This window comes from Streptomyces sp. NPDC004051 (assembly GCF_053604275.1).
On record NZ_JBSGHG010000009.1, the window covers coordinates 191,956 to 209,114 of the forward strand.

Annotated in this window: 14 protein-coding genes; 11 read left to right on the top strand and 3 right to left on the bottom strand. The window is 72.4% G+C overall.

Translation table 11 applies throughout. The features are described from left to right. Nucleotides 1–24: 24 nt before the first annotated feature. The 5 genes from ACWEQO_RS13355 (at nt 25) to ACWEQO_RS13375 (ending at nt 6,689) form a co-directional block, all read left to right on the top strand. A complete protein-coding gene (locus tag ACWEQO_RS13355; protein ID WP_361462321.1) occupies nt 25–1,065 on the top strand; it encodes an ABC transporter permease in 1,041 nt (346 codons plus the stop codon). Continuing rightward, nucleotides 1,062–2,009: a carbohydrate ABC transporter permease gene (locus ACWEQO_RS13360; RefSeq protein ID WP_361462324.1), complete on the top strand. Its 948-nt coding sequence runs from the start codon at nt 1,062–1,064 to the stop codon at nt 2,007–2,009. The genes ACWEQO_RS13355 and ACWEQO_RS13360 overlap by 4 nt, the downstream gene beginning before the upstream one ends. Before the next feature lie 206 nt (nt 2,010–2,215). Beyond that, nucleotides 2,216–4,183, top strand: a complete 1,968-nt coding sequence (locus ACWEQO_RS13365; RefSeq protein ID WP_452982296.1) for a beta-galactosidase — start codon at nt 2,216–2,218, stop codon at nt 4,181–4,183. Continuing rightward, nucleotides 4,180–6,468, top strand: a complete 2,289-nt coding sequence (locus ACWEQO_RS13370; RefSeq protein WP_452982272.1) for a glycosyl hydrolase family 95 catalytic domain-containing protein — start codon at nt 4,180–4,182, stop codon at nt 6,466–6,468. Before ACWEQO_RS13365 ends, ACWEQO_RS13370 begins: the two co-directional genes overlap by 4 nt. A 35-nt stretch (nt 6,469–6,503) precedes the next feature. Beyond that, complete coding sequence (locus ACWEQO_RS13375; protein ID WP_361462355.1) at nt 6,504–6,689, top strand: hypothetical protein; 186 nt, start codon at nt 6,504–6,506, stop codon at nt 6,687–6,689. An 88-nt stretch (nt 6,690–6,777) separates the two neighbouring features. On the opposite strand, the gene ACWEQO_RS13380 is transcribed toward ACWEQO_RS13375, so the two are convergent. The 3 genes from ACWEQO_RS13380 to ACWEQO_RS13390 form a co-directional block, all read right to left on the bottom strand. Next, a complete protein-coding gene (locus ACWEQO_RS13380; RefSeq protein ID WP_452982275.1) occupies nt 6,778–7,791 on the bottom strand; it encodes a LacI family DNA-binding transcriptional regulator in 1,014 nt (337 codons plus the stop codon). A 224-nt stretch (nt 7,792–8,015) separates the two neighbouring features. After that, nucleotides 8,016–8,657: a response regulator gene (locus tag ACWEQO_RS13385; RefSeq protein ID WP_452982278.1), complete on the bottom strand. Its 642-nt coding sequence runs from the start codon at nt 8,655–8,657 to the stop codon at nt 8,016–8,018. 3 nt (nt 8,658–8,660) lie between these two features. Then, a complete protein-coding gene (locus ACWEQO_RS13390) occupies nt 8,661–9,950 on the bottom strand; it encodes a sensor histidine kinase (protein ID WP_452982281.1) in 1,290 nt (429 codons plus the stop codon). A 169-nt stretch (nt 9,951–10,119) separates the two neighbouring features. Here ACWEQO_RS13390 and ACWEQO_RS13395 point away from each other — a divergent pair, with 169 nt between their 5' ends. The 6 genes from ACWEQO_RS13395 to ACWEQO_RS13420 form a co-directional block, all read left to right on the top strand. Then, on the top strand, nt 10,120–11,226 hold the full coding sequence (locus tag ACWEQO_RS13395; protein WP_452982284.1) for an ABC transporter permease: 1,107 nt from the start codon (nt 10,120–10,122) through the stop codon (nt 11,224–11,226). After that, entirely contained in the window at nt 11,223–11,957 is a 735-nt protein-coding gene (locus ACWEQO_RS13400; RefSeq protein ID WP_361462339.1) for an ABC transporter ATP-binding protein, read from the top strand. The genes ACWEQO_RS13395 and ACWEQO_RS13400 overlap by 4 nt, the downstream gene beginning before the upstream one ends. Nucleotides 11,958–12,059: 102 nt before the next feature. Next, a complete protein-coding gene (locus tag ACWEQO_RS13405; RefSeq protein ID WP_361462342.1) occupies nt 12,060–14,048 on the top strand; it encodes an acyl-CoA dehydrogenase family protein in 1,989 nt (662 codons plus the stop codon). Between the two features lie 87 nt (nt 14,049–14,135). Then, nucleotides 14,136–15,398, top strand: a complete 1,263-nt coding sequence (gene dxr / locus ACWEQO_RS13410) for a 1-deoxy-D-xylulose-5-phosphate reductoisomerase (protein ID WP_452982288.1) — start codon at nt 14,136–14,138, stop codon at nt 15,396–15,398. A gap of 8 nt (nt 15,399–15,406) precedes the next feature. Next, nucleotides 15,407–16,699, top strand: a complete 1,293-nt coding sequence (locus ACWEQO_RS13415) for a M50 family metallopeptidase (RefSeq protein ID WP_361462352.1) — start codon at nt 15,407–15,409, stop codon at nt 16,697–16,699. Between the two features lie 227 nt (nt 16,700–16,926). Further along, nucleotides 16,927–17,159: flavodoxin-dependent (E)-4-hydroxy-3-methylbut-2-enyl-diphosphate synthase (locus ACWEQO_RS13420; RefSeq protein ID WP_361462347.1), on the top strand; the 233-nt coding region annotated here is incomplete at its 3' end.

Below are 17,159 nucleotides of genomic sequence, written 5' to 3' on the forward strand. Positions count from 1 at the left end.
CGTACCGAGGCAAGGAGAACCGCCGTGTCGCACAGCACGGTGCCCCGGAGCGAAGCCGAGGCCACCACACCGGTCCCGCGACCGGTCACCTCCGACGGAGCCGACACCGCCCGCCCCCGGAAAGCACCACGCTGGGGGAGGCCGAGCCTGCGGCTCAGATACCGGCGCGACCGCGTCCTGCTGCTGATGACCCTGCCGGCCGTGGCACTGGTCCTGGTCTTCAACTACCTGCCGATCCTCGGCAACGTCGTCGCCTTCCAGGACTACGACCCCTACATCAGCGACAACGGCCTCGTCTCGATGCTGAACAGCCCGTTCGTGGGACTGGAGAACTTCCGGCGGATCATCGAGGACCCGGCGTTCTGGAACGCCCTGAAGAACACCCTGGTGATCTTCATCCTCCAGCTCGTGCTGTACTTCCCGATCCCGATCCTGCTCGCGCTGCTCATCAACAGCGTGATCAGACCCCGGGTGCGGGCCGTCGCCCAGGCCGTCCTGTACCTGCCGCACTTCTTCTCCTGGGTCCTGGTCATCGCCGTCTTCCAGCAGCTGTTCGGCGGCGCGGGGATCTTCTCGCAACTGCTGCGCCGGAACGGTCACGACGGCCTGGAGGTCATGACCAACCCCGACACCTTCGTGTTCCTGATCACCGCGCAGAGCGTGTGGAAGGACGCCGGGTGGGGGATCATCGTCTTCCTCGCCGCCCTGGCCTCGGTGAGCCCCGACCTGTACGAGGCCGCCGCCATGGACGGCGCCGACCGCCGGCGCCGGATGTGGCACGTCACCCTGCCCGCGCTGCGACCCGTGATCGCCCTGCTGCTGGTGCTGCGGGTGGGCGACGCGCTCACCGTCGGCTTCGAACAGATCCTGCTGCAACGCGACGCCGTCGGCCCCGGGGCGGCGGAGGTGCTCGACACCTTCGTGTGGTGGAACGGCGTGCGCAACCAGGACTTCGGCTACGCGGCGGCCGCCGGACTCATCAAGGGCGTGGTCAGCCTCGGCCTCGTCCTCGCCGCGAACAAGGTGGCCCATCTCATGGGCGAGCAGGGGGTGTACAAGAAGTGACCGCCGTGATCGACGAACCCGCGCGCCGGCCCGGACGCCGGCCCGGACGCCGGTCCGCCCCGCTCCGTCCGGTGTGGGAGGAGGAGCCCGGCAGGGCGGGGCTCGCGGGCAAGGGGATCGTCCTGCTCCTCGCCTGCCTGGCGATCGTCTTCCCGCTGTGGATCGTGATCGTCACCAGCCTGTCCTCCCGCAGGACCATCGACGAGGCGGGCGGCCTGGTGATGGTGCCCCGGGACATCACCTTCATCGCCTACCAGGAACTGCTCAGCGGCGGCCAGGTCACCCGGGCCGCGCTCGTCAGCGTCGGAGTCACCCTGGTCGGCACCCTGTTCTCGATGACCGTGTCCGTGCTGTGCGCCTACGGACTGTCGCGCACCGACTCGCTGGGCCACCGCTGGATCCTCATGACGCTGCTGGCGACCATGTTCTTCAGCGCCGGTCTCATCCCGACGTACCTGCTGGTGCAGACCCTGGGGCTGACCGACAGCTACCTGGCGCTGATCCTGCCCAGCGCCGTGAGCGTCTTCAACATTCTCGTGCTGCGCGGCTTCTTCATGAACATCTCGCAGGAACTCGTCGACAGCGCCCGCATCGACGGGGCGGGCGACCTGCGCATCCTGTGGCAGATCGTCATGCCGCTGTCCCGCGCGGTGATCGCCGTGATCACGCTCTTCTACGCCGTCGGCTACTGGAGCGCCTGGTTCAACGCCTCGCTGTACCTCAACGACCAGACCATGCTGCCGCTGCAGAACGTCATGATCCAGCTCGTCCAGAAACAGGAGGCGCCCGTCGGCCTCGGCCAGGCCATCAAGACCGGGGAACTGTCGGGCCTGGCCGTGCAGATGGCCGTGATGGTGATCGCCCTGCTGCCCGTCGCCGTGCTGTCCCCCTTCGTCCAGAAGCACTTCAGGAAGGGCATGCTCACCGGCGCCGTGAAGGGCTGACGGGACGGGGACCGTGCGCTCTCCGGTCCCCCTCGCGTCCCTTCGGACGGCCCCTTCGACCGGCCGGACGGCGCCTTCGACCGGCCGGACGGCGCCTTGGACCGGCCCCTTCGCCCCGACATCCGCAGAACGAGGTGGACCATGCACGCGCCCCGCACACCCCGCACCCCCTGTCCATCCCCCGCCCCGCTCCGGGGGCGCGGCTGATGCCCGGCCTGAGCGACGCCACCCGCGGGCGCATCCTCTACGGCGGCGACTACAACCCGGAGCAGTGGCCCGAGGAGACCTGGCCCGAGGACATCCGCCTGATGCGGCAGGCCGGCGTCAACTCCGTGACACTCGGCGTCTTCTCCTGGTCCAGGATCGAACCCCAGCCGGGCGCGCGGGACTTCGGCTGGCTGGACCGGCTGATGGACCTCATGCACGCCGCCGGCATCGGTGTCGTCCTCGCCACCCCGACCGCCTCGCCGCCGCCCTGGATGGGGCACCTCCATCCGGACACCCTGCCCCGCGACGAGGACGGCCGGACCGAAGAGTGGGGCGGCCGACAGCACTTCTCGCACTCCAGCGCCACCTACCGCCGGCACGCCGCCGCCATCACCGAGGACCTGGCCGCCCGCTACGCCGGCCACCCCGCCCTGACCATGTGGCACATCAACAACGAGTACTGCACCTACGACTGGGGCGACCAGGCGGCCGCCCGCTTCCGCGACTGGCTCCACGACCGGTACGACACCCTCGAAGGCCTCAACACCGCCTGGGGCACCGCGTTCTGGAGCCAGGGCTACGGCGACTGGGCCGAGGTCCTGCCGCCCCGACGCCCGCACTACCTGAAGAACCCCACCCAGCTGCTGGACTTCAGACGGTTCACCTCCGACATGCTCCTGGAGTGCTACACCGCCGAACGCGACATCGTCCGCCGGCACACCCCGCACCTCCCGGTCACCACCAACTTCATGCCGCTGTGGGCGGGGCAGGACGCCTGGCGCTGGGCCGAGGAGGAGGACGTCGTCTCCGTCGACCTCTACCCCGACCCGCGCGATCCCCACGGAGCGCAGGAGGGCGCCCTGATCCAGGACATGACGCGCTCCCAGGCGCGCGGCCCCTGGATGCTCATGGAGCAGGCGGCCGGACCGGTCGACTGGCGCAGGGTGAACCACCCCAAACCCCGCGGCCTCAACCGGCTGTGGTCCCTGCAGGCGGTGGCGCGCGGCGCGGACGCCGTCTGCTACTTCCAGTGGCGCCAGTCCCGGCAGGGCGCGGAGAAGTTCCACTCCGCGATGGTGAGCCACGCGGGCGAACAGGGCCGTACGTACCGGGAGGTCGCACGGCTCGGCGCGGACCTGGCGCGGATCGCCCCGCACGTGGCCGGCCGGCACCGCGCCGCCGAGGTCGCCGTGCTGCACGACTGGCACTCCTGGTGGGCGAGCGACCAGGAGGCCCGGCCGTCCCACGAGGTCGACCACCCCGGCGTGCTCCGCGCCTGGCACCGCGCCCTGTGGCAGGCCCACCTCACCACCGACTTCGCCCACCCCGAACACGACCTGTCCGCCCACCCGCTGGTCGTCGTACCGCAGCTCTACCTCCTCACCGACGCGGCCGTGGAGAACCTCCTGCGGTACGTGAGCGGGGGCGGCACCCTCGTCTGCGGCTTCCTGACGGGCATCGCCGACGAGGACGACCGGGTGCGTCCCGGCGGCATGGACGCCCGGCTGCGGGAACTCCTCGGCATCCGCACCCTGCACGAGTGGTGGCCGCTGGAGGCGGGGGAGACCGTCGAGTGCGAGGGTTTCCGCGGCACCCTGTGGTCCGAGGAACTGGAGGCCGACGGTACCGCCGACGAGACGACGCCCTACAAGGGCGGGGAACTCGACGGCCTGCCCGCCGTGCTGCGCAAGGGCCGCGCCTGGTACGTCTCCACGCTCCCCGAGCCCGGGGCGCTGCGCGAGCTGCTGACCCGGATCGCCGCGGACGCGGGGGTGCGGCCGGTGCTCGACGGGCTCCCGGACCAGGTCGAGGCGGTCCGCCGGGGGGAGCTGCTGTTCCTGCTCAACCACGGCCGCGAGCCGGTCGCCGTCGACGTGCCGGGCAGCCACCGCGACGTGCTGACGGAGACGACCGTGACCGACCGGCTCACCCTCGGCCGCCACGGAGCGGCGGTGCTGAAGCCATGAACACCGCGCCCGTCCACGGAACCTGGGAACCACGGCCCGCCGCCCGCTGGGAGGACGGCTTCCTGAGCGGGAACGGCCACCACGGCGCCCTCGTGTTCGGCGACCCGGACGACGAACGGGTCGTCATCACCCATCACACCCTGGTCCGCCCGGACGGCGACGGCGACGAACACCGGCTGCCGCCCCGACTGGCCGACGCACTCCCCGCCCTCCAGGACCGGCTGCTCTCCGGCGATCTGACCGCCGCCGAGGACTTCACCGACGGCCGCCCGCTCCGGTGGGTACGGCCCTTCCACCCGGCCTTCCAGGTGCGCCTGCGCCGTCCGGGCGACGACCCGGGCGACCTGGGCGACGGACGGGGTGGCCGGGGTGCGGGCCCGGGAGGTCGGGGTGATGGTCGGGGTGGCCGGGGCGAGGGCCCGGCCCGGTACCGCCGCACGGTCGACTTCACCACCGGCGTCACGGAGACGACCCGCGCCGGCCGGACCGGCCGCGTCTTCGTCTCCCGCGCCGACGACGTCGTCGTCCAGCACGTCACGGACCCGGGGCCCGTCCTCGGCATCACCCTGGACCACCGCCTCCCCGGCACCCCCACCGACCTGGGCGTCGGCCACGGCGCCGTCCTCACCCCCGAGGGCGCCCTGCTGAGCCTGCGCGCCCGGTACCCGGACAGCGACCTCGCCTACACCGGCGTCACCCTGCTCGTCGTCACCGGCGGCACGACCACACCGGCCCCGCGGGGGGTGCGCGTCGAGGGCGCGCGGTCCGTCCTGCTGCTCACCCGGGTGCGGCGGCACACCGGCGAGGCGGACGTGGCCGCGGAGGGCCGCGCCCTGCGCGCTCTGCTCGGCGAGGGACCGGAGCCGTACGACGGCCTCCTGGCCCGTCATCTGCCCCCGCACCGCACCGCCTACGACCGCGTCGCCCTGGACCTCGCCGCCGACCCGGCCGAACGCGCCCTGCCGGGCTCCGAGTTGCTGGGCCGGCCGCACAGCGCCGCGCTGCTCGAACGCCTCTTCGCGGCCGGCCGCTACCACCTGCTGTCCTCCGGCGGCCTGTTCCCGCCCCGCCTCACCGGACTGTGGACCGGCACCTGGGACACCGCCTGGTCCGGAGCCTTCACCAACGACGCCAACCTCAACCTCCAGACGGCCTCCGCCGCTGCCGCCGCCCTCCCCGAGGTCACCGAGGCGCTGGCCGCACTGGTCCACCGCCAGCTGCCCGACTGGCGGGACAACGCCCGCGCGGTCTTCGGCACGCGGGGCGTGGTCGCGCCCGCGCACAGCGACGGCGAGTCCGGGCACTCCTACCACTTCAGCCGCGAGTACCCCCTGCACCTGTGGACGGCCGGCGCCGACTGGCTCCTCAAGCCCCTCGTCGACCACGACGAGACCCGCGGCGAGCGGGATCCGCGCACCGCGGCGGCGCTCGCCGAAGTCGCCCTCTTCTACGAGGACTTCCTCACCCGCACCGACGACGAGGGCCGGCTGGTCGTGGTCCCCTCCTACTCGCCCGAGAACCGTCCGGCGAACGCGAGCTGGGGCGCGCTCGACGCGGCCATGGACCTCTCCGCGGCCCGGCACGCCCTGCTGACCGCCGCCGCGTACCACCCCGAGCACGCGGACCGCCGGCGGGCGCTCGCCGACCGGATCCCGCCGCACCGCGTCAACGCCGACGGGGCGCTCGCCGAATGGGCCCGGCCGGAACTGGCGGACTCCTACGACCACCGCCACCTCAGCCACCTCTACGGTGTCTGGCCGCTGGACGAGATCACCCCCTACGACACCCCGGACCTGGCCGCCGCCGCCCACCGCGCCCTGGAACTGCGCGGACCCGAGAACGACTCCGCGCACGGCCATCTGCACCACGCCCTGATCGCCGCCCGCCTCCGCGACGCCGACCGGGTCGCGAGCGCCCTCGACCGCGTCCTCGACGGCGACTTCTTCCACGACTCGCTGATGAGCGCGCACTACCCGCACCGCCACGTCTACAACGCCGACGCCGCCCACACCCTCCCCGCCGTGCTGATCGAGGCGCTGGTGCAGTCCACCCCCGGCCGGCTGGTCCTGCTGCCCGCACCGCCACCGGCGCACCCGCGCGGCTCGCTGCGCGGGGTGCGGACCCGGTTCGGCGCCGTACTCGACCTCACCTGGACCCCGGACGGCGCCACCGCCGTGCTGCGCCCCACCCGCACCGTCCGCGTCGAACTCCGGACTTCCGACGGCGCCGAGCCCCTCGACCTCGTCGCCCACGAAGACCGCGTCCTCACCCTGAAGGCGCGGTGACCCCAGCGATTCCCCCCACCCGTGGAAGGACCCCCATGGCACCAAGCATCCCGAGCAGGATCGGCACGGTCCTGGCCGCGCCCGCCCTCGCCCTCGGCCTCACCGTCGGCCTGGCCTCCGCCCCCGCCCACGCCGCGATCTGGAGCTCCTGCGACCAGTGGGGCAACACCCTGAATGGTTACCGGGGTCATGCGCAGTGCGCCGCTTCAGCCCGGTGGTGAAGCGAATCTCAAGATTGCTCTGACCTTGGCCATGGGTTGGGCAGCCGGCGGCTTACAAGGCGGAGGAGCGGGAACGAGGCGGGGCGGGCTATGCGCGGGCGGGCGCCGGGCCGGAGCTCGCCCGTACCGTCAGCTCGGGCGCGATCAGGACGACCTCGTCGTCACCCCGCCCGTCGAGCTTGGCGACCAGGTGCTCCACGGCGTACCGGCCCATCTCCTGCGCGGGGATGACGACCGAGGTCAGCCGCACCGAGGCCTGGACGGCGACCTGTTCGGGGCAGATCGCGACCACCGAGACGTCCTCCGGCACGGCCCGGCCCTGCTGCCGCAGCAGGGCGAGCAGCGGTTCGACCGCCGACTCGTTCTGCACGACGAACGCCGTGGTGCCCGGACGTTCGTCGAGGATCCGGGCGAGGGTCACGGCCATCGCGGCGTACCCGCCCTCGCACGGCCGGTGCAGCAGCCGCACCCCCGACTCCCGCGCCTGCGAGCGCAGCCCGTCGAGGGTGCGCTCGGCGAAGCCGGTGTGCCGTTCGTAGACCGCGGGGGCCTCGCCGATGACGGCGACGTCGCGGTGCCCCAGCGCCGCCAGATGTTCCACACAGAGCGCGCCGGTGGCCCGGAAGTCGAGGTCCACGCAGGTCAGGCCGGTGGTGTCGGCGGGCAGCCCGATCAGCACCGACGGCCGCCCGTCCCCCCGCAACAACGGCAGCCGTTCGTCCTCGAGCTCGACGTCCATCAGGATCATCCCGTCGGCGAGTCCGCTGCCGACGACGCGGCGCACCGCGTCGGGGCCCTCCTCGCCGGTGAGCAGCAGTACGTCGTACCCGTGGGTGCGGGCCGTGGTGGCCACCGCGACGGCGATCTCCATCATCACCGGCACGTACATGTCCGTCCGCAGCGGGATCATCAGCGCGATGACGTTGGACCTGCTGCTGGCCAGGGCGCGGGCCCCGGCGTTCGGGTGGTACCCGAGCCGGCGGATGCTCTCCTCGACCCGCCGGCGGGTGTTCGCGGAGATGGACCGCTTGCCGCTGAGGACATAACTCACCGTGCTCGCCGAGACTCCGGCGTGCTGGGCGACCTCGGCGAGGGTGACCATCCAGCTCTCCAATTGTTGCGAAGCGCTTCGACAGTGCGCCGTACGTACAGGGGGTAATGGGGGTGGTCCGACAGTAATGCCAGCAGGAGCGGGTGTCCATACGCTGTCGAAGCGCTTCGACGGACTTCTCTCCCGACGCCCCGAGGGCGGGGGACGAGCCGTCCCCGACCCCGTCAGGTTCCCACGAGCCCACCGGTACGGCGCCGAGGGGCCCCGGCCCACTCTCAGCGGCGGATGACGCCCAGCGCGAGAGCGGCGGCGACCGCGGCCGTACGGGAGTCCACGTCGAGTTTCGCGTAGACGTGGGCCAGGTGCGACTTCACGGTGGCCTGGGTGAGGTTCAGCCGTGCGCCGATGGCCTGGTTGGACAGGCCCTCGGCGACCAGGGAGAGCACTTCCGTCTCGCGCCGGGTCAGTGCGGCGTGCGGTGTGCGCAGCCGGTTCATCAGCCGGTCGGCGACCGTCGGCGCGAGCGTGGTGCGTCCGGCGGCGGCGGTGCGGACGGCGGCGGCCAGTTCCTCGGGCGGGGCGTCCTTGAGCAGGTATCCGGTGGCGCCGGCCTCGATGGCCGGGAGGGTGTCGGCGTCGGTGTCGTAGGTGGTGACGATCAGCACGCGGGGCGCTCCGGGACGGGCCGTGATGGCGGCGGTGGCCTGTGTCCCGTTCATCCCGGCGCCGAACTGCAGGTCCATCAGGACGACGTCGGCCCCGCCGGCCGCCGCGAGGGCCACGGCCTCCTCGGCGGTGGCGGCGGCCCCGACGATGCTGAAGCCGGGCTCGGTCTCCAGAACGGCGCGCAGGCCCGCGCGGACCACCGGGTGGTCGTCGGCGATGAGGATGCGGATGGGGGTGGGGACGTCGTTCACCGGTCACACCTTGCTTCCGTCCCGGCACCGGGACTCGCTCTCGGTCCGGACCTCGTTCGCGTCCCGGTGTCCGTTCCGGTGTTCGTCCCGGACCGGGTGTTCGTTCCCGGCCTCGGTGGCCCGGAGGGGGAAGCGGGCGGACAGCGCGGTGCCCCGGCCCGGTGACGACTCGATGGCGAGGGCACCGTCGAGGGCGCGGGTGCGGGCCCGCATTCCGGCGATGCCGAAACCGCCCGCGGCCGGGACCGGGGCCCCCGGGCGCTCGGGATCGAACCCGGCGCCGTCGTCCACCACGTCGAGTGCCACGGCGTCGTCCAGGTAGGAGAGCGTGACCGTGCCGCTCCGGGCCCCGGAGTGCCGGACGGTGTTGGACAGCGCGGACTGCGCGATGCGCAGCAGGGCCACCTCCACGGCGGTGGGCAGCGTCAGCGGAGTACCGGTCCGGCGGAAGCGGACCGTGACGGGGTGCTGGGCGCTGGTGGTCGCGCACAGTCGCTCCAGGGCACCCGCCACCGTGGTGCCCTCCAACGCGGGCGGACTGAGGGCGGCCACGAACCGGCGGGCCTCGGCGAGGTTGTCGACGGCCGCCTGCCGGGCCTGCACGACGTGCGCGCCGGCCGCCTCGGGCCGCTTCGGCAGCGCGCGTTCGGCGGCGCGCAGCAGGAGCTGGATGCTGGACAGGCCCTGGGCCAGGGTGTCGTGGATCTCCCGGGCCAGCCGCTCACGCTCGGCCAGGACACCGGCGGTGTGCTGGGCGGTGGCCAGATCGGCGCGGGTGGCGGTGAGCTCCTCGATCAGCCGGCGACGCTGTTCGCTCTCCCGGTACAGCGCCTGGTACCCCCACACCACGGCGACCGCGACGGCCGCCCCCAGCGCGGGCCCGACCGCCCCGGCGGGGGAGAAGGCCTGCTCATGGACGGCGAACGCGGTGATCGCGGCGACGGCGGTGGCGGCGACCGCGCCCAGCCCGCCGCGCCGGGACAGCAGGTGCAGCTGGAGGAAGTACAGCGGGAACGCCAGCCACACCGCGTCCGGGGTCAGCGCCAGCAACAGCAGCCAGACCGCGCCCAGCCCCGCGAGCCACCACCCGGCGGCCCGGCGGGAGACGGACATGAGCGGCGTCAGCGGGCCGACCGCGTAGATCCCCGCCACGGCGGCGCACACCGTCACCACGGCCCCCGCCCGCGGATCGTGCGTGACGAGCGCCCGCGCGGCGGTCAGGGCGAGGAGCCCGGCCACGAGCAGATGCAGGCACCGGGCGAGAGGCCGAGTGGTGGGAGTGAGGACGTTCATCACCCACCACCCTACGAAGAACTCCGCTCACCGGGCATCGATCAAAAGGTGGAGCCGCGCCCCGACCCTTCGATTCGCAAAGTCCGGCCCTGTGTGCGATGCCCGGCCCGGGGCCGTGCCACGAGGGTGGGACGTGTCGCTTCCACCGATCGAAAGGGCAGGCCGGGGCATGTTCGTCGCCTGGAGGGATCTCGCGTTCGCCAAGGGGCGGTTCGCACTGATGGGAACCGTGGTCGTGCTGATCACCCTGCTGGTCGTGCTGCTCTCCGGCCTGACCGCGGGGCTCGCGCGGCAGAACGTCTCGGCCGTGACCGGCCTGCCGGCCGACCGGATCGCCTTCGCCGCCCCCGCCGACGGCCAGGACCTCTCGTACGCCGAATCCACCGTCACCGAGGAACAGTGGCGGACCTGGGCGGCGGCGCCCGGTGTGACCCGCGCCCAGCCGCTGGGCATCACCACCACCCGGGCGAGCGCGGGGGAACGGACCACCGGGGTCTCGGTGCTCGGTGTGCCGGCGGGCTCACCGCTCGCACCCGAGAGTGACCGGATCGACGACCGCGCGGTGGTGCTGTCCGACGCCGCCGCCGCCGAACTGGGGGCCGGGCCGGGCGACACCGTCACCCTCGCCGGCCGACGGCTGACCGTCGCCGCGGTGAGCGGGGACGCCTCCTTCAGCCACACCCCCGTGGTGTGGGCCACGCTCGGCACCTGGAACGCCGTCACCCCGTCCGCCGGTACCGCCGCGGACACCGGCGCCGCCGACGGCCGTACCGCGACCGTCATCGCCCTGAACACCGGCCCGGACGCGGACATCGCGTCCATCGACCGGGCCGCCGGCACCCTGACCGTCGAGAAGGACGACTCCCTGTCCGCGATCGGCTCCTACACCTCCGAGAACGGCTCCCTGCAGCTGATGCGTGGTTTCCTGTTCGCGATCTCCGCACTGGTGATCGGCGCCTTTTTCACCGTGTGGACCATCCAGCGCAGCGGTGACGTCGCCGTCCTCAAGGCGCTGGGCGCCCCCACCCGCAATCTGCTGACGGACGCCCTCGGCCAGGCCCTGGTCCTGCTGACCGGCGGAACCCTCCTCGGTACCGCTCTCGCCGCCGCGACCGGCGCCGCCCTCTCCGGCTCGGCCGTCCCCTTCGAACTGGCTCCCGGGACCGTCCTCGTCCCCGCCGCCGTGATGATCGTCCTCGGCACTCTCGGGGCCGCCCTCTCCATCCGCCGCATCACCTCCGTCGACCCGCTGACCGCCCTGGGGAGCGCCCGATGAGCCTCGAACTGACCGGCATCACCCTCACCTACCCCGACGGCGACTCCCGGCTGACCGCTCTCGACCACGTCGGCCTCGACGTGCCCAGGGGCAGCCTCACCGCCGTCGTCGGTCCGTCCGGCTCGGGCAAGTCCAGCCTGCTCGCCGTCGCCGCCACCCTCGTCGCACCCGACTCCGGGACCGTCACCGTCGACGGCACCCCCACCACCGGGATGAGCCGGGGCGACCTCACCGACCTGCGCCGCCGCAGCATCGGCATCGTCTTCCAGCAGCCGAACCTGCTGTCCTCCCTCACCGCCGCCGAACAGCTCCAGGTCATGGCGCACATCGACGGCCGAAAGCCGCGCGGCGCCCGTGACCGGGCCATGGAACTGCTCGACGCCGTCGGGCTCGCCGGCCAGGCCGGTCGCCGCCCGCACCAGCTCTCCGGCGGCCAGCGCCAGCGGGTGAACATCGCCCGCGCCCTGATGAACGACCCCACCGTGCTCCTGGTCGACGAACCCACCAGCGCCCTCGACCACGAACGCGGCGCAGCCGTCATGGAGCTCATCACCCGGCTCACCCACCAACGGGCGACCGCCACCGTCCTGGTCACCCACGACCGAGCCCTGCTCGCCGCCGCCGACCGGATCGCCGAGGTCCACGACGGACGCCTCACGCCGGCGGGTCAGCCGAACGGACGCACAAAGGGTGGTGGGACGGCTGCGCATCGGGTACATACGAACGAGTAGCACCAGTCAGTAACGTAAAACGACCCACAGGCCCCCAAGGCCATGCACATCGGCCCCACGGGCCGTCGTCCACGCATCCCGATTCGCGGCGAGGTGAGCCTCATGACCGCAACACCCGAATCACGCAGGACACCCCAAGGACCCCAGGCGCCCCGGGCACCCCGATCCGGAGCCCGACCCGCCGTCACCGAGCGTGAGGCCCGCCAGGTCGCGGAGGCCGCCCGGGAACAGGACTGGCGCAAGCCCAGCTTCGCCAAGGAGCTGTTCCTGGGCCGCTTCCGGCTCGACCTCGTCCATCCGCACCCCCTTCCGGCCACCGAGGACGCCGAGCGCGGCGAGGAGTTCCTCGCCAAACTCCGCGACTTCTGCGAGACGAAGATCAACGGAGCCCGGATCGAACGCGAGGCGCGGATCCCCGACGAGGTGGTCACCGGGCTCAAGGAGCTCGGCGCCTTCGGCATGAAGATCGACACCAAGTACGGCGGCCTCGGCCTGACGCAGGTCTACTACAACAAGGCCCTCGCCCTGGTCGGCTCCGCCAGCCCCGCGATCGGCGCGCTCCTCTCCGCCCACCAGTCGATCGGCGTCCCGCAGCCGCTGAAGCTCTTCGGCACCCAGGAGCAGAAGGACACGTTCCTGCCGCGCTGCGCCCGCACCGACATCTCGGCCTTCCTGCTCACCGAGCCCGACGTCGGCTCGGACCCGGCACGGCTCGCCACCACCGCCGTCCCGGACGGCGAGGGCGGCTACGTCCTCGACGGCGTGAAGCTGTGGACGACCAACGGCGTGGTCGCCGACCTCCTCGTCGTCATGGCCCGCGTACCCGCGGGCGAGGGCCACCGGGGCGGCATCACCGCGTTCGTGGTGGAGGCGGCCTCCGAGGGCATCACGGTCGAGCACCGCAACGCCTTCATGGGCCTGCGCGGCCTGGAGAACGGCGTCACCCGCTTCCACCGGGTCCGCGTCCCGGCCGGCCACCGCATCGGTGAGGAGGGCCAGGGCCTGAAGATCGCGCTCACCACGCTCAACACCGGACGGCTTTCCCTGCCCGCGATGTGCGTCGGCGCCGGAAAGTGGTGCCTGAAGATCGCCCGCGAGTGGTCGGCGGCCCGGGAGCAGTGGGGCAAGCCGGTGGCGCTGCACGAGGCGGTCGGCTCGAAGATCTCGTTCATCGCGGCGACCACCTTCGCCCTGGAGGCCGTGGTCGACCTGTCCTCCCAGATGGCCGACGAGAACCGCAACGACATCCGCATCGAGGCGGCGCTCGCCAAGCTGTACGGCTCGGAGATGGCCTGTCTGATGGCCGACGAGCTGGTCCAGATCCGCGGCGGACGCGGCTACGAGACCGCGGACTCCCTGAGGGCGCGTGGCGAGCGGGCGGTGCCCGCCGAACAGATGCTGCGCGACCTGCGCATCAACCGCATCTTCGAGGGCTCCACCGAGATCATGCACCTGCTGATCGCGCGGGAGGCCGTCGACGCCCACCTGTCGGTCGCCGGCGATCTCATCGACCCCGAGAAAACCCTGGGCGACAAGGCGAGGGCGGGCGCGAACGCGGGCGTCTTCTACGCGAAGTGGCTGCCCCGGCTGGTCGCGGGCCCGGGACAGCTCCCCGGAACCTACGGGGAGTTCAAGCACGAGGTCGACCTCTCCCCGCACCTGCGGTACGTCGAGCGCACGGCCCGCAGGCTCGCCCGGTCCACCTTCTACGCCATGTCACGCTGGCAGGGCCGGATGGAGACCAAACAGGGCTTCCTGGGCCGGGTCGTCGACATCGGCGCCGAACTGTTCGCGATGAGCGCCGCCTGCGTCCGTGCCGAACTGCTGCGCCGCCGCGGCGACCACGGCCGGGAGGCCTACCAGCTCGCCGACGCCTTCTGCCGCCAGTCCCGCGTCCGCGTCGACGAACTCTTCGGCCGGCTGTGGACCAACACCGACGACATCGACCGCAAGGTCGTCAAGGGCGTGCTCTCCGGCACCTACGAGTGGCTGGAACAGGGTGTCCTCGACCCTTCGGGCGACGGCCCCTGGATCGCGGACGCCACACCCGGACCCAGCGCCCGGAGCAACGAGCACCGGCCGATCCGCTGAGGCGGGCCGGAGCGGGGCGTCGGACAGGACGCGCGAGCTGCCGGGGCGGGGCCCCGGCAGCACCCGCGACCGGACACAATAGGCCCCATGACCGACGCTCCAGCTCCGCTCGCCGACCCGCATCTGGTGTACGACCCCGTGGCGGGGGACGGCCCCAAGGACGTGGTGATCCTCGGCTCCACCGGGTCGATCGGCACCCAGGCCATCGACCTCGTGCTGCGCCACCCCGACCGTTTCCGGGTCACCGGCCTGTCCGCCAACGGCGGCCGCGTCTCCCTCCTCGCCGAGCAGGCCCACCGGCTGCGGGTGCGCACGGTCGCCGTCGCGCGCGAGGACGTCGTGGGCGCGCTGCGCGAGGCGCTGTCGGCGCGGTACGGGCCGGGGGAGCCGCTGCCCGAGATCCTCGCCGGAGCGGACGCGGCCACCCAGCTCGCGGCCTCCGACTGCCACACCGTCCTCAATGGCATCACCGGCTCCATCGGACTGGCCCCCACGCTCGCCGCCCTCGAGGCCGGCCGCACCCTCGCGCTCGCCAACAAGGAGTCGCTGATCGTCGGCGGCCCGCTGGTCAAGGGACTGGCCGAGCCGGGACAGATCATCCCGGTCGACTCCGAGCACGCCGCGCTGTTCCAGGCCCTGGCCGCCGGCACCCGCGCGGACGTGCGCAAGCTCGTCGTCACCGCCTCCGGCGGCCCCTTCCGCGGCCGCAGCAGGGACGAACTGGCGAACGTCACCGTCGAGGACGCCCTGGCCCACCCCACCTGGGCCATGGGCCCGGTGATCACGATCAACTCCGCCACCCTCGTCAACAAGGGCCTCGAAGTCATCGAGGCGCACCTGCTGTACGACATTCCCTTCGATCGCATTGAGGTGGTCGTACACCCCCAGTCGTATGTCCACTCGATGGTTGAGTTCACGGACGGATCGACACTGGCCCAGGCGACGCCCCCCGACATGCGCGGGCCCATCGCCATCGGCCTCGGCTGGCCCGAAAGGGTCCCCGACGCCGCCCCGGTCTTCGACTGGAGCAAGGCGTCCACCTGGGAGTTCTTCCCCCTCGACAACGAGGCGTTCCCCTCGGTGAACCTGGCCCGGCACGTGGGCGGGCTCGCGGGCACCGCCCCGGCGGTGTTCAACGCGGCGAACGAGGAGTGCGTGGAGGCGTTCCGCGCCGGCGCGCTGCCGTTCAACGGGATCGTCGACACCGTCACCCGAGTGGTCGAGGAGCACGGCACCCCGCGGACGGGAACCTCTCTGAGTGTGCCCGACGTCCTCGAAGCGGAGACCTGGGCGCGAGCGAGGACCCGGGAACTGACATCCCTCACGGCGAGTGCGGAGGCGCGTGCATGACGACCCTGATGTTCATCCTCGGCATAGTCGTCTTCGCGGTCGGCCTGCTGCTCTCGATCGCCTGGCACGAGCTGGGCCACCTCTCCACCGCCAAGCTCTTCGGCATCCGGGTCCCCCAGTACATGGTCGGCTTCGGCCCGACCCTGTGGTCCCGGCACAAGGGCGAGACCGAGTACGGCGTCAAGGCGATCCCGTTCGGCGGCTACATCCGCATGATCGGCATGTTCCCGCCCGGCGCCGACGGACGGCTGGAGGCCCGCTCCACCTCGCCGTGGCGCGGCATGATCGAGGACGCCCGCTCCGCCGCCTTCGAGGAGCTGCAGCCCGGCGACGAGAAACGCCTGTTCTACACACGCAAACCGTGGAAACGGGTCATCGTGATGTTCGCGGGCCCGTTCATGAACCTGGTCCTCGCGGTGGTGCTCTTCCTCACCGTGCTGATGGGCTTCGGCATCCAGCAGCAGACCACCACGGTCAGCTCGGTCTCCTCCTGCGTCATCTCGCAGAGCGAGAACCGCGACGAGTGCAGGAAGTCCGACCCCCAGTCCCCGGCCGAGGCCGCCGGCCTGAAGGCCGGCGACAAGATCGTCGCCTTCGGCGGCGTCCGCACCGACGACTGGGGCGTCCTCTCCGACCTCATCCGGGACAGCGCCGGCAAGAGCGTGCCGATCGTCGTCGACCGCGACGGCCGGGAGGTCGCCCTCCAGGCGGAGATCGCCACCAACCTGGTCGCCAAGAAGGACTCCGACGGGGCCTACGTCGAGGGTGAGTACGTCAAGGCCGGCTTCCTCGGCTTCAGCTCGGCCACCGGCGTCGTCAAACAGGACCTCGGGGACTCCGTGGTCTGGATGACCGACCGGGTCGGCGACGCCGTCGACTCCCTCGCCGCCCTGCCGTCCAAGGTGCCCGCCCTGTGGGACGCGGCCTTCGGCGACGGTCCGCGCGAGCCGGACTCCCCGATGGGCGTCGTCGGAGCGGCCCGGGTCGGCGGCGAGATCGCCACCCTCGAGATCCCCGCCTCACAGCAGATGGCCATGTTCGTGATGCTGCTCGGGGGCTTCAACCTCTCCCTGTTCCTGTTCAACATGCTCCCGCTGCTCCCGCTCGACGGCGGGCACATCGCGGGTGCCCTGTGGGAGTCGCTGCGCCGCAACCTCGCCAGGGTGCTGCGCCGCCCCGACCCGGGCCCGTTCGACGTGGCGAAACTGATGCCGGTGGCCTACGTGGTGGCCGGGATCTTCGTCTGCTTCACGCTCCTCGTCCTCGTCGCGGACGTGGTGAACCCGGTACGGATCTCCTAGCCGGACCGGACGGACCGGACGGACCCCCGCCCCGCCACCGGATGCGAATCCGCCGGACATCCGCCGTTCACGATGGCCCGGAACCCTTTCGTTCCGGGCCATCGTCCTTTGAGTGGGTTTGCGGACGGGATGTGCTCGGGCCGACGCCCGTGCCGTAATCTCGGAGCGCGGAGCCCGCTGCTCACCGGGAGCCGGACCTTGATCCACGACTTGGGGTTGCACAGCAGATGACTGCGATTTCTCTCGGCATGCCGTCCGTTCCGATCACCCTGGCCCCGCGCCGCAGGAGCCGGAAGATCCAGGTCGGGTCGGTGGCGGTGGGCGGGGACGCGCCGGTGTCGGTGCAGTCGATGACCACCACCCGTACCTCCGACATCGGCGCCACGCTGCAGCAGATCGCCGAGCTGACCGCCTCGGGCTGCCAGATCGTGCGGGTGGCCTGCCCCACCCAGGACGACGC